The sequence below is a fragment of the Desulfovibrio sp. MES5 genome (assembly GCF_002237645.1).
GTDB lineage: Bacteria > Desulfobacterota > Desulfovibrionia > Desulfovibrionales > Desulfovibrionaceae > Desulfovibrio.
This window is the reverse complement of record NZ_MJUZ01000005.1, coordinates 1-13,116: the sequence shown is the minus strand read 5'-3', so window position 1 is coordinate 13,116 and position 13,116 is coordinate 1. Positions and strand designations below refer to the sequence as shown.

Sequence of the window (13,116 nt, the reverse complement as noted above, 5' to 3'; positions counted from 1 at the left end):
GTATGTATATCAATCACAACCAGATGGCTACGCAGGTATCCAATACGCTGACAAGCAACTATAGCAACCTGCGCACCTCGGTGCAGCGCCTGTCCACAGGGCTGCGCATCAACTCTGCGGCTGACGACGCCGCTGGCCTTGCCATCCGCGAACTGATGCGCACCGACATCGCCGCCCTGCAGCAGGGCGTGCGCAACGCCAATGACGCCATTTCCCTCATCCAGACCGCTGACGGCGCTCTGAGCGTCATCGACGAAAAGCTCATCCGCATGAAGGAACTGGCCGAACAGGCCGCAACCGGCACCTATGACTCCACCCAGCGTCTGATGATCGATTCGGAGTACCAGGCCATGGCTTCGGAAATTACCCGAATTGCCAACGCCACGGACTTCAACGGCATCAAGCTGCTTGACGGCAGTCTGTCTGGCGACACGCACAGTGGTTCCGCCATGGATTCTACCGGCAAGATGAAGATCCACTTCGGCAGCATGAACGACTCGGCGGAAGACTACTACTACATCAAGATCGGTACGAGCACCGCCTCGGCCTTGGGCGTGGGCAACCAGGCAACCTCCCACACCACCACGGCCGACGCCCGTACGGTTTCCACCCAGGAAGCCGCGCAGAAGGCCCTTGTGGGGCTTAACAATGCTGTAATCTCCAAGGACAAGATCCGTGCTCACCTTGGCGCATTGCAAAACAGGCTGGAAAACACCATTTCCAACCTTACCACCCAGTCCCAGAACCTGCAGGCTGCCGAATCCCGCATTTCCGACGTGGACGTGGCCACGGAAATGACGGCATTCGTGCGCAACCAGATCCTCACCCAGTCTGCTGTGGCCATGCTTTCGCAGGCCAACAGCATGCCTCAGATGGCGCTTTCGCTCATCACACGGTAGGGCTGGACAACCAGGTGGCGGAGGGCGTTTGCCCATGATGGCCTTGCGACAGGGGAGTGTCGCTCGGCAAGAAAAATAATGACGGCCGGTCTGCATATGCAGACCGGCCGTCCTTTTTTGGCTCCCTTGCCATGGCGCAAACGGCAAGGCATTGCGAAGCCATCGCGGGTGCAGCGCCCGCCTTTCAGGCGTGCAGCCGGCTTGCCAGGTTTATCCGGCTTGCCCGTGTCGAAAATAACATGCTCTAGACGGGGAAAGAAAGCGTCTGGCCGGGCTCCATTGCCACGCAGGCGCAGGACAGATCAAGCTTTGCCAGCTCCGCTTCAAAGGCCTTTGTGTTCTGCGCCAGCACGGGAAAGGTGCCCCAATGCATGGGCACAACGCTTTTGCATCCAAGCAGCTTGCAAGCCATGGCAGCCTGGGGGGCGTCCATAGTGAAAACGCCGCCGATAGGCAGCAGGGCCACGTCGATGTGGTACAGCTGTCCCCACAGGGCCATATCGCCAAAAACACAAGTGTCGCCAGAGTGATAGACCGTGAGGCCATCGGGCATACGCACTATGTAGCCTGTGGGGCATCCCGAATCACTGGTATGGAAGGCCTGGGTCATGGTCACGCTGATGCCCTTGTGCGCCAGCGTGCCGCCGATATTGAAGCCGATGCCGTTGAGTATCTGGCTGTCGGGCAGCCCGGCCCCAGCCTTGTGGGCCGTGCCCACCACAGCGCCCAGCATGGCCCCTGTGGACCGGCAAATGTTCACGGCTTCACCCACGTGATCACCGTGGTCGTGGGTCACGAGCACAAGGTCCACATGCCCCACATCGGCAACCGTGAGACCCAGATGCGGCGCCAGAAACGGGTCAATGACCACATGCGCGTCATTGCAGCTGATCTTGAACGCCGAATGTCCCAACCATCTGATATCACTCATAAGTATCTCCTCATAGCTATGATCCGAGGGATCCGTCAGCCGAGCCAGCGGCCCAGGGTATGCGGCAGGCCTACCTGATCAAATATGCGTCCGCACATATACAGCAACATGTCGTCCAGGGTTTGCGGGTTCAGGTAAAAACCGGGAGAAAGCGGCATGATGACGGCCCCGGCCTCGCTCAATGTGAGCATGTTGCGCAGATGGATGGCTGAAAGAGGGCTTTCACGCGTGACCAGCACCAGGGGCAGGCGCTCTTTGAGCGCCACGTCTGCCGACCGATGCACAAGGTTGCGGGTGGCTCCTGACGCAATGGCGCCCAATGTACCCATGGAGCAGGGAACCAGAATCATGGCTGCCGGCGTTGCGCCCCTGCGCCACCACGAACCGCTTGACGGCCCGGCCCCAAGGTTGTCGGCATCATAACAGTGGCTGGCGTGCGCGGTCAGCAGTTCCGGACCGCTCCCGCACTCGGCGCGCAACACGGCGTGCGCGCCGTGAGAGACCACGCAGTGCACGCGCACGGCGGGCATGGCCGCCAGACAACGCAGAAGGCATGCCGCAAGCGGCATGCCGCTTGCGCCACTGACGCCCACCAGAATGTCGCGCACAGAGGAATCGGGCGTCTGTGCCTCCATGCGGGCGGGCTGATTTGCCTCCATTGATGCGCATGGCGGCGAAAGGGTATCTGACATGGTGAGTCTCCGTAATAACTGCCAGCGCAGCCGGTGAGGCCCGCCAGTTCCTTGGTCATCCATACCCGACAAAGAAACGCCATGCAAACAGCGGTGCGCTGCCCAATTTTGCCTCGTGGGGTTTCCTGCCCTGGACGCGCGGGGCTCGTATGAGAACTGGCCCTGACACGAGCCTGAGCGCTTCAGCGCAAGATGCGCGGAGCCCCTCTGACCAACTCATTTACACGCCTCCCGCTACATGCCTTCCACTACATGCCTCCCGCAGTCCTCTTTTGCCCACTGGCGCACTGGGCCTCCAATATCTCGCGGCCAGTCTTGGCAGAGGCGTGGTTCTGCCGCTGGCGGGCGGGCCTTCCTGCTTCTGCCGTCCCCTACCCCCCAGCAAGCTTCTGCCCTGAACGCGCGGAGTCTTCCACTGGACCACAGTCTCCTTGTACGTGGGCGGCCTTGACAGCGGGAGCTAGTCGGCATATCAAAACAAATCTTGTGCGCCCGTAGCTCAGCCGGATAGAGCGTTGGCCTCCGGAGCCAAAGGCCGTGAGTTCGAATCTCGCCGGGCGCACCATAAAAATTAAGCCCTTACGATGAAAAATCGTAAGGGCTTTTGCTTTGCTCGATTTTTTTCCAACCCTATTTCCAACCTTTTTGCAAAAAATGGATATTACACCATGCAACTCTTTAGCACATCTACTGCGGAAAATCGCATAGTTGCACAAGCTATTCCAGACCGTTGAGTTCACGACAGACAATGACTATCTTCCAATTATGAACACAAACAAGGAATACCTTCCTCCACTCAAGCCGTGTATCAAATGCGGCAAAATGCCTCAACCTGAAACATCAAGACCGGATGGAAGAACCCGCGATATTTACCGATATTCCTGTGAATGTGGCAACTGCCCACTTCAATGGTCTGTCAGCGAGTCTGCTGCAATTCGTTTGTGGAACACATATGTTACGACTTGACCTATACTTCAATCGAAAAATGAAAAATGAAAGTAGAGCAAGGGCAAGGAAGCGGGAAGCCCCCGTTTCCCTGCCCAAGAATTAACTGTGGTTTTTACCTGCCTTCGCTTTCAGGCAAGGTCAGCCTTTTCGGTTTTTCTTCTGCATTGCATCTGCCGTCTTTTTGATTTTCCAATTTCACCGAAACCGCAGCCGCTGTGAATACTCCTGCGATCCCTGTCAGTATGCCGCCTAAAATGCCCATTTCCTGCTCATTTTCTTGCTCCTATTTGCTACCCGAGTACAGGCTAGTCATCCCAATTGTCTTTAATTGCTTGAAGCACAGCTATAACAACAGGTATCCAGTTCAGGTAATTCATTTACCCTCCCTTCATTTAGCAGCGCTGGATGCGCCGCTTTTTGTTAAGTAAGAAGAAACGAAATATTGCCGTTCGGCGCAATTGTCTGAAATCAAGCGGCACCATCATGCAGCACCGCCTTTAAACAATGCCGCCTGCAGCATGGCAAACATGGCAGGCACCAGGTCGGGCAAGTCGTTGACCACCCGGCTGGAGTGCGGCAGCAGGTGCGTGATGTGCTCATCTCTGATGCCAAGGCCATAAACTTCAAAGCCGAGTTGTTGGGCCACCCCTATGGCATTGTTTGCGGCCAACGGGTTGTCCGGCATGCCGTCAGTAATAATCAGGATCATCTTGCGTTGCTCTTTAAGAGGCAGCATGGTTTGCAAAACCCACCACAAAGCTCCAGCCAAGGGCGTCCCTCCAGAAGCCCGAATGTCGAACAGATCTGGCACCGTGTGCCCATGCCGCATGATGGGGAATACAGAGTTTGTGACCGTCGTAGCGGGGAAAGCCGTAACCGCTGGATTCACGCCACGAATATGGCTCAGCGCAGTTGCCACGGCAAAGCAGGCTCGATTGGCAAGATTAATCGGTGCGCCAGCCATGCTGCCGCTTACGTCCAGCAGGATATGAACAGCCGTATTGAGGCCCAGTTGCACAGACTCTTTTTGGAAAACACGAGAATTGCCAACCTGCAGCCGATGTAGCGAATTGGCGTGCAGTGTGCCCTTGCGCCCAATGCTGCATCGCCTTTGCGTTTGCGCCTGCAGGAAACCCTGAAGGCGTGTACGTAGCGCAATGCTGGCCTGTAACGCTTGCAGCTTCTGCTCTGCTGGCAAGGGGGCGGCTTGTCGGGTGCCTTCTACCCCAACGGTCAGCGCGTCTCCGGTTGATTCTGAGCTGCAACTGGTAAGCTCAATCGCCAGAATTTCGCCGATGTTCTGAGGCAGATCCTGCGCCTCCGCATGCAAAAGAGCCTTGAGCGGTAACGAGCTCAACGCACTTTGCGGTTGACCCGGCTCAGATCGCTGGCCAATTTGTTTAGCAGAATCGTTGACCTCCAGTTTCGCCTTAGTCATAGAACCGTGATCGTTAGCGCTCTTGCTGGTTGGAGCCTGTCTAGGCGGTTCCCACTGCCTGACGCATATGGCAATTTGTCGAGCATATTCGACTGCTGCCGCAGTATCCGGACAATGGATGTAAACCTTGACCAAGATGGCATCCAGGGCATCTTTCAATCCGGGAAAATGCTGCGCCATGATGCTTGCCGCGTTTTGGCGTGCCGGGGTAACTTCATCCACATCCCACGCCCGTACCGTCAACAGCACATAGTCCAAAACAGCAAGGGCCGGGGAATCGTCCCCGGCCCTTGGCTGTGCTTGCTCTGTAAAGAATCGTCGTATGAGCCAGTTCAGGTTTCTCCGGCAGCCGGGGAAAATACCCGACAGCTTCTTTTCAACGCGCCAGTCCTCAAGGCAGTTGAACAGGTTGAAGGTCACAGAATCAAGGTTTGCAGCTTTCAACACCCCAAAATCAGTGTGCCGAATATGGGCAGCCTCATGGTCTGTGAAACCCTTAGCCAGTGCCAGTAATTCAGGCTCACAATCCATAGGCAACGCGGGCAAGTGAATAACCTTACCGTTGGTGCAGGCCTCCTTGCCGCCGATACGAACCTGCACTCCATAGCGGTCGCCAAGGATAGAAGCCAGCAGGGGCAGACAGTTGAGAACGTCTTTTGTGCGTATCATGGCGTCACCACAGACCAAGGCTGGGTATGGCAGGATGCGGTAACGCGCTGTCAGCCACAGGAATATCAGGCAGAATGGGCTCATCATCCATATTCCCGTCCACGGTGCCATCCATCTGTCCAGCAGGGCCGTCCGGTTCGTGGATAACACCCGGACCAGCCAACAGGGCATCCAGCACAAATGCCGGGCCGTAGCCCTCAATTACTTTCTGAGCGTGGCCCACAAGAGTCGTACTGTCCTTGAGCAGGCAGACCAGCCCTTGCAAAAGCAGCAGGTCTGTACCCGTGATGTTGCCCTTCTTGGGCATGCGCAGCAGGGCTGCCTGCACGATGTCAGCCACCGGGGCCACATGCGGCTCTACGAAAGACAAGCCAGTGAGCTTGGCATGCAGGGTGCGCAGCGGTGAGAGCGCCTTGTGGGTTACCTCCGTCTTGCCGTGATAAACCCTGCGCCAGATATCGTCAGCCGACTTGGCCACCTCATCAAACAGTGTGCCGCCGAGGCCCTGCACCTCTTCCGCCAGCCCGGCTTCCAGCACAGCGGTGTTGTCTGTGTGCTGCTCAAGCGGAGCCACCTTGTACAACTGCCAGCGGAAATCCATGCGGGCGCGGACATATTCAGGCCCCACAAGGGAGTTACGAATGATTTCGCCCCACTGATGGTGCTTCTCAATCCATGCCTGCACATTTTGGTCATAGTCAGCCAGAAATGCTTCCTTTTCTTTCTGGAATTCAGTGCGGATGTTAAGCAGCTCCTGCACGATTTCGCCGGCCTTTTCTTCGGGGATGGCCCAGCCGGACATAAACCGTACACCTTGCCGGTCAAGGTAGTTGAAGGCGCGGGCTTTGAGTGTGCCGAACACCTTGAGGTTTTCCGGGTCGGCAATGCGCTTTGAGCCCAAAGAAGCCAGATCTTCAGGGGGCAGTTCTGCGCCGCCCAGGTCTTCCTGACTCATTTTGCGTCGGGCTGACCACAAGCTGACGTTGAGATTGAGGGCCAGCAAGTTATCAAGAATACGGATGTCAGAAACAAGTTGTGCCATAGTAGCCTCCTAGAATGAGCTTCTTGTTGTATTGAGGGAGTAGCCTTCTTTGATTTTCTTTTCTGCGCGTGCTTCAAGCTCCATCACGGAATTGTTGCCCTCACAGTTTTCGGCGGGAATAAAGTGCTGCTGGCCAACGGTGTCCGGCTTGCCCCACTTTAGCGTGAGGCCCACAGGGCTAGCCTCGCCGATCCAGAACTTGCCGTCCTGCTTTTTGCCAGAAAGGTTGTGGACTACCTGAAGATGGACGAGGGGCTTGGCCACCGTGGGTGTGTGGTGCAGATGGCCGCGCATGAAGCGTAGGGCTTGCTCGCCTTGCAGGATTTCAATTTCTGCCGTTACGGTTTGGGGGGACTCACCTTCCATCTGCTGCGGGAACATACGCTGAGCCAGCTCGTGCAGCATGGCGCGGGTTTCACGGCTTGCACGGTAGGCCAGAGCCCGGTCAAGGGCGTAGGTTATAGGTTGCACGCCTTGATGGGCCAGAGGCTGAAAGCGAACGGTCAGATCACCCCATCGCAACAAACTGCGAGTGGAGAATGTAACTTCAATGGCGTTGGTCAGATTGCTGGTGGAAGCCTCGCCCATGAACAGCTTGCGGACCTCATTGGCATAGTCCACCATGGTGGCGCACAGCGATTGGGGCAGCGAAGGGAAGCGCCGGGCAAGCAGGCTTTTTTCCACATCGGCAGATGGATAGCACACTTCGCAGATGGTGAAGCGGTCCAGCCATGCAAGGTTCTGCCGCTGGGTTCCCTGGTAGAGGCCGGTGTCATCGCCACCGCCATTGGTATTGGCCGTGGCAACCAGACGGAACATGGGGTGCGGCACAATCAGTTCGCCGCCATTTTCCCCTATGCACAGGGGGGAGCCGTCAAGTACGCTATTCAGGCCTGCTGCTATTTCTGGCGAGGTTAAGTCGATTTCGTTCAGCAAAATTATCGCCCCGTAGCGCATGGCAAGCGCAAGCGGGCCGTATTCAAAGGCCATGTTGCCGTCCTTGACGCTCAGGTGACCAACCAGGTCGGCAAACTCCAGCCGCCCATGTCCGGTGACCTCAAAGACTGGATAGTTAAGTCTGGCAGCCAGCTGTTTGATGCATGTCGTTTTACCGCATCCTGTGGGGCCGAAGACGTACAGTGGTTCCTGTAGGTTGAGAAACCAGACCACAACATCACGGCTGGACTCATGGAAAATATAGTCGTGGTCAATGGCCGGGGTGTAGGCCGAAGGAACGGCGTATCCTTTTACCGTGGTGCCGGATGGTTTGCCGCTGAAAACCTGCCCGGCATCAAGGTCGGCGGGTTTCAGGTAACTAAGTTCTTCGATCACATTTGTGTTCATAATTGCTACTCCTTAGATGCAGAAAAAGCCCGGCTCCTTTTAAGGGAACCGGGCTCTTCGAAATATGGTATCAGTCTAGCTAGGATAGTTTTTTGTGAATTATACGGAATTGTCTGACTGGAGAACTTCTACGGCCTCAGGCAGCGAGACGGCTTCCGTATGACCATCAAGGTAACGCAGGGTGTATTGCCCTTTTTCATCCAGATAGTTCAACGGAATGCCTTTTTTAAGCTCAAATTCAAGAATAACATGCTGATTTTCAATGGCAGTTGCAACCAGCTCTTCAAGGCTAAGTGGCATAATGCCTCCGTTGCACTGCTGACAATTGCCTATCAGGAAGCAGTGTTCTCCTTATGGTACTATTCTTCAGAGGGCATACGTCGTAGGGCTTGTCGATATGCCTCTAGGCGTTCACGCTTGCCAATGGAGATGACCGTTACAAAGAGAATGTCATCATTGACCTTGTACACAAGGCGATACCCAATGGAGCGCAATTTGATCTTGTAACAATCACGCATGCCAGACAGGGCAGATGAAGGAACTTTCGGCTGCTGTAACCGTTCTGCCAGTTTATTTTTAAACTGCTCTCTGATGCTGGCATCAAGCTTTTTCCATTCTTTCAGTGCTAGCTCATGAAACTGCAGACTATAGCTCATCAAGCGTTACCTTAACAAAAGGGCCATCTTCGCGCTTTTCAACAATCTTTTTGTCTTCAAGATCTTCGAGAATTCCGAGGATTTCTTCGTAGTGCTTTGCGGACAACAGGTAGGCCTCTGGCTTGTTATGGTTCAAAACTGCCACCGGCGCATCCTTGGCAGTTGCCAGGACATTAGCAAAGTTCCGTTTGAGTTCTGTGACGCTAACGGTGATATTGGAGTGTATGGAATCCATGAAATCCTCCAAGTTGGATAAATTAGATATCTTTTATGACATCAAATTTGACATTAGTCAATAAGGATCAGTCCGCTGCAATTTCCCGGGTAATTCGTACCCGCTGCGGATTGCACTGATAACTACCGCGAGTTTCAATGTCGTCATAATCTTCGCCAATACGGATGAACAGGAAGTCTTCGTGGGGCAAATTGTCCATGAACTCGCCAACAAAGGCGATTTCATCAAATTCATCATACCACCTTTCCCCCTCCCACAGAAAGACAACGGAGCCTGAGCCTTCATCGATTTTGCTAGGCTCGCCACCGATGAGCATTTTGATTGCTGCAAAGTTGCCGGGATTGTTCTTTTCTGCCTCTGCAAGAGCTGTTTTTAACTGATCCATGCCATTTTTTGTCAGGCACAGGGCCACGTTAGAATAATATCCCATGTAGATCTCCCGAAGTTCAGTTTATGGGCGAAATGCTCAATTTTTCAAAAGGTGAGCCCGTACGCTCACAGCGGGCCAGCAAGGTATCCACGTCGGTGTCGCCCAGATGCTCCGCATGAAAAATCTCGGTCAACTCCTCCCGCAGAGCATCCTTGTCCAAAGTGGTCCGGCCTGCTGCCACTGACATACGGAATCGGTAATTTCCCGTGTCTACCCAATCCCGTGTGCCAGCCTGACGGTGAACAAGCTTGAGCACAGTTTCCATCTCTTTTATTTCGCTATCTAAAGCGGTGCGCTGCTCCTTGAGGGCAGCCAGCTTTTCCAGTGCTGGTTCCCATTGGGGCATTTGCACGCCCTGCGGGAATTTGGGGCAGTCACCGTTGTGTTCGCAGTACGAGCACAACGGGTAAAAGCCCTGAGCGCAATCCGCCTGTGCCAGGGTTATGTGCCCGGCGCGGAAATCTGCAAGTTCGCCCCAAAGTTGTGCCGCATGGTCAAGGGCAGTATCCAGCATGGCCTGATTGAAGCCATAGGGGCCGAACGCTTTAACCTCTTTCATGGAAAGGCAGAGCAACCATGCTTCTATGCTTGTCTTGGCAGCAGTTGAGGGCATCTCAAGACCAAGCTGGGCACGGCAAAGTTGAGGGAAGGTCATCTTCTCATGCAGCAGCGTACCGTCCTCAGCACGGAGGCTGAAGACGGGCTTGTTCCATGCTTTTACCAAAAGGCCGATTTGCCCGTGCAGTTGCAGCAGATGGGAATCGTGAGGCGAAGTTGGTAACTTGTCCGTACTCTTCACTTCCAGAATGCGTATGGCATTAACAGGCGCACCCCAGACCAGCACAAAATCAAGATGAGCTTTGATGGGCACGCCCTGATGCTGCCAGTTGATCTCAAGCTGGGGCAAAATATGCAGGCCCAACGATGTCAGTGCCTGCCCAACCCCAGATTCAAACCAGTGCCCTCGCTGCAGCGTAAGCAGGCGCTCCAGGCTGTTTGTGGTGGGCAGCACTTTTCTAGCCAGTGCAGCCCGTGGGCATTCCCAGTGCTGGCCGATGTCGCTCATCCCCACATAGCAGGAGCGGTCGCCTAGGTGTGCAAGTGTGTCGTTGTGGGCAACGGCCTGCAGGCCTTGCCTGATTAGAGCCCGTAATCCTTCCGTGCGGTTCATCTGCTCCATGATCTAGCCTCCATAAAAGCGAAAGGGCCGCCATTAGGCAGCCCTTTCACTCGGTATTTTGATTTTTGTTATGCGGCATCAACATACTTCCACCACAATTTTCTCTGCGGGTTCCAACGGAAGCCCGAACCGGTAAGTAATTCTTTTTTGGCCTGCGTGTTGCCGGTGGCAATGATGCAAGGACGTCCGTCCTGGGCTGTAACTTGCTGGTAGGTGACGCCTTCCAGCGGAGGGAGATTTTCAAGGCTTGCTGGCGGTCGATTTGAGGGGGCTGAAATGATGTTTGTGGTGGATGATTCGCGTTGACGCGATTTTTGCGATTCGGGGGCGTTTACGGGCAGTTTGGAACGTGTGGATGATTTTTTGCCATTTTTAGCCCCTTCACCATCGTCATCTTCAGTTACCATGCCCAACATGGCGGTTAAAGCGTAGCGGCGAGCGTAAGTCATTGCCGATCCCATGCCCTGCGGATCGGCCTTGGGCAAAGGAACTACCGCAAGGGAGCTTTGCCACTGGCCAGACTCTGCGTGGGTCAGCTTGGTAACCAGCCCTAATGAACTAGGCTGCTCCACAGGCACCGGGTACTGGCAGAGCCAGATACCATTTTTAATGAGAGCATCACGGCAGGCATCCATGACGCTGTTGAGACTGGCGTACCAGCTCTTGGTGAAGGGATTCTCAGCGTCTTTTGTAGCAGGCTGCACGGTTCGCTGCACGTTGAGAAGGGCCTTTGCCAAATCGGTAATGTTTTCTGATTGATATTGGTTCATGCAAGCCACCTCCTTCTATAGCAAAATGACAAAGCCCCACCCAGCTTAGTGCTGGACAGGGCTTTCAGGAGTGATTTGAAACGTAGTTTCGATCCTCTTAATGATATAATATATTTTTAAAACTGCATGAATAACATCCGCAACGTCAGCGGGTAAAATAGGCGTTCTCAATTTCTGCCAAACGATGCGTACTCAAGCTTTGTGTCGCACATTTTTGCACGTTTTTTTGTAAAGCAATGCGCGGTTAGGCATGGGAACACTCGGAATATGCCTTGTGCCCATACGATTCAAATAAGTATGTTAAGGCGCATTTTTTTCGTTTAAAGTATTTCAGAATGTTAGCATCTACCGGCAGCAGAGATCTTTGATATTGCTTCAAGCTGTTTGAATAGGTCATATCGCAGCAAGGCATGTGCATAAATCATCAGTAAATTGTTGTGCGAGAGAGCAGAGTCTTTGTACTTCTGTCCAACGTGATTCCAGCATGTTGGCGTACTTTTCTTTATAAGCTTTTTCAGTTTTTGTTACTCGTCCAGCAATGTCTCGTGAACATTCAAGTTTGCTTTTTATACAGGCCTTTTGGGGTTTATATGCAGTGTATGCCCATGTTTCCATGTTATACCCAGGGCAACACCAAAGCCAATTGGGCTGCGGAACAACAGGGAGAAGCCAGCTTTTGGCAACATCAATTAAGGCATCAGCTGAATCACTAGCTGGCGGGCAAGGCTTCTCGCAAGGGAGATCTGAGTATGTAGGTAATTGTGTTATGTTGGCACTGGCATAGGTAAAGCCTGCAACATCAACATCCAGATGTATTACCACTACCTGGTGCATGATGAGGTTCTCCCCTTGAGGAACTGTAGATACTTCCTGACACCAGTTATGAACACCTGACCAGCCTTTTTGCGCGTATATCGGTTGTGAAGCATCAGTCGTGCCGCCCAGAACTGTTTCTACTCTTTGAGGTCGCAGAGGAGTAATTATGAAAGGTTGGTCTTTGAGTATTGCCTTGATCACGGCTTGTAAAGCAATAAGGTCTGTTGGCCCTTCGGCCACAACACCAATGCGCACAGCTTCAGTCATTGGGGATACCCCCCAGGTGTCCCATGACCCAAAGGCGCGATAATGGCCAGCCATGCTGATTCGCCAATTGCTGCAGCTCAGTAGTTATTCTTTGTCTGCTAACGCGTGTAACTCCTGTACTATCTCTGTCTACAGCAAAAAGTCGTATTCTGTCATCATTTATGGGCAAACCATCAAGTGCGGCAGGATTATGCACAGTCAGCAGTGCTTGGCGCGGCTTTGTTGCCTCACATAGCATCCACCGACAAAAAAGCCTCATCATACGCTCTGTTAGTTTAGGATTAAGTGCTTGATCAAAGTTATCCACTGCAAAGAGTGGTAATGTATCTGGTGAACGCGCAAGAATAAATGCAAGTAAAATATATAGGGCCCCTTCGCTAGCATCATAGGCTGTCAGTTTATTACGCGAGGCATTCATGAATTTATCTTGAAAGACAATGACTTTTTGTTGTCGAGTCACCGATGGTGATAACAACATGCTGGCAGACTTCTGTATTGTTACATCGTCAATCCAGTCAATTGCTTTAAATGCTTCATCACGGTATACTGATTCACTTTTGCTGTTCAATAGTTTTTCAAGTGATTCTGCAAGTCCGCCGCCATGAATGCCAATGGCACCTCGGATTGAGTCTGGTGATAGTCCGCGTAAGGTGTCAGTGTTTGGAGTATAAATGCAATAGTCTTGCATAAGACGCAAAAAAGTCACTTCTTCAGAGTTTACCTCTGACGCTGTAAGTGAAGTTGCAGCAAGACCTATTTCTTTATTGCGCCATTTTGATTTCACACCAGCCGCGAAAAC

Annotated in this window: 14 protein-coding genes, 1 tRNA gene and 1 pseudogene; 2 read left to right on the top strand and 14 right to left on the bottom strand. The window is 53.4% G+C overall.

Translation table 11 applies throughout. The features are described from left to right. Positions 1-2 precede the first annotated feature (2 nt). A complete protein-coding gene (locus tag BCS36_RS01520) occupies positions 3-899 on the top strand; it encodes a flagellin (RefSeq protein WP_291301167.1) in 897 nt (298 codons plus the stop codon). Between the two features lie 244 nt (positions 900-1,143). Here the strand turns inward: BCS36_RS01520 and BCS36_RS01515 are convergent, their stop codons facing one another. Continuing rightward, a complete protein-coding gene (locus BCS36_RS01515) occupies positions 1,144-1,830 on the bottom strand; it encodes a metal-dependent hydrolase (RefSeq protein ID WP_291301166.1) in 687 nt (228 codons plus the stop codon). A gap of 35 nt (positions 1,831-1,865) precedes the next feature. Next, positions 1,866-2,438, bottom strand: coding sequence for a UbiX family flavin prenyltransferase (locus tag BCS36_RS01510; protein ID WP_291301214.1), 573 nt, complete (start codon positions 2,436-2,438; stop codon positions 1,866-1,868). A 572-nt stretch (positions 2,439-3,010) separates the two neighbouring features. Here BCS36_RS01510 and BCS36_RS01505 point away from each other — a divergent pair. After that, a tRNA-Arg gene (locus BCS36_RS01505) sits at positions 3,011-3,087 on the top strand. 495 nt (positions 3,088-3,582) lie between these two features. On the opposite strand, the gene BCS36_RS01500 is transcribed toward BCS36_RS01505, so the two are convergent. The 12 genes and pseudogenes from BCS36_RS01500 to BCS36_RS01445 all read right to left on the bottom strand — a co-directional run. Next, positions 3,583-3,732: a hypothetical protein gene (locus tag BCS36_RS01500; RefSeq protein ID WP_291301165.1), complete on the bottom strand. Its 150-nt coding sequence runs from the start codon at positions 3,730-3,732 to the stop codon at positions 3,583-3,585. A 219-nt stretch (positions 3,733-3,951) separates the two neighbouring features. Beyond that, positions 3,952-5,577, bottom strand: coding sequence for a hypothetical protein (locus BCS36_RS01495; protein WP_291301164.1), 1,626 nt, complete (start codon positions 5,575-5,577; stop codon positions 3,952-3,954). 4 nt (positions 5,578-5,581) lie between these two features. Beyond that, the gene (locus tag BCS36_RS01490; protein ID WP_291301163.1) at positions 5,582-6,619 is read right to left on the bottom strand and encodes a DUF3150 domain-containing protein; all 1,038 of its coding nucleotides are present in this window, start codon (positions 6,617-6,619) and stop codon (positions 5,582-5,584) included. 372 nt (positions 6,620-6,991) lie between these two features. Further along, positions 6,992-7,963, bottom strand: a pseudogene (locus BCS36_RS01485) (AAA family ATPase); the annotation flags it as partial. A 99-nt stretch (positions 7,964-8,062) separates the two neighbouring features. Beyond that, positions 8,063-8,263 carry a hypothetical protein gene (locus tag BCS36_RS01480; protein WP_291301162.1) on the bottom strand — a complete coding sequence of 67 codons (201 nt, stop codon included), beginning with the start codon at positions 8,261-8,263 and terminating at the stop codon, positions 8,063-8,065. Between the two features lie 59 nt (positions 8,264-8,322). Continuing rightward, positions 8,323-8,619, bottom strand: coding sequence for a type II toxin-antitoxin system RelE/ParE family toxin (locus BCS36_RS01475; RefSeq protein ID WP_291301161.1), 297 nt, complete (start codon positions 8,617-8,619; stop codon positions 8,323-8,325). Further along, on the bottom strand, positions 8,609-8,854 hold the full coding sequence (locus BCS36_RS01470; protein ID WP_291301160.1) for a type II toxin-antitoxin system Phd/YefM family antitoxin: 246 nt from the start codon (positions 8,852-8,854) through the stop codon (positions 8,609-8,611). Before BCS36_RS01470 ends, BCS36_RS01475 begins: the two co-directional genes overlap by 11 nt. 67 nt (positions 8,855-8,921) lie before the next feature. Further along, entirely contained in the window at positions 8,922-9,284 is a 363-nt protein-coding gene (locus tag BCS36_RS01465) for a hypothetical protein (protein WP_291301159.1), read from the bottom strand. Between the two features lie 16 nt (positions 9,285-9,300). After that, a complete protein-coding gene (locus tag BCS36_RS01460) occupies positions 9,301-10,464 on the bottom strand; it encodes a hypothetical protein (protein ID WP_291301158.1) in 1,164 nt (387 codons plus the stop codon). A 68-nt stretch (positions 10,465-10,532) separates the two neighbouring features. Continuing rightward, a complete protein-coding gene (locus BCS36_RS01455; protein ID WP_291301157.1) occupies positions 10,533-11,234 on the bottom strand; it encodes an ERF family protein in 702 nt (233 codons plus the stop codon). Positions 11,235-11,627: 393 nt separating this feature from the next. Continuing rightward, on the bottom strand, positions 11,628-12,317 hold the full coding sequence (locus tag BCS36_RS01450) for a hypothetical protein (protein ID WP_291301156.1): 690 nt from the start codon (positions 12,315-12,317) through the stop codon (positions 11,628-11,630). Further along, the coding region (locus BCS36_RS01445; protein ID WP_291301155.1) for an AAA family ATPase at positions 12,310-13,116 on the bottom strand (807 nt) is incomplete at its 5' end. The genes BCS36_RS01445 and BCS36_RS01450, both read right to left, overlap by 8 nt.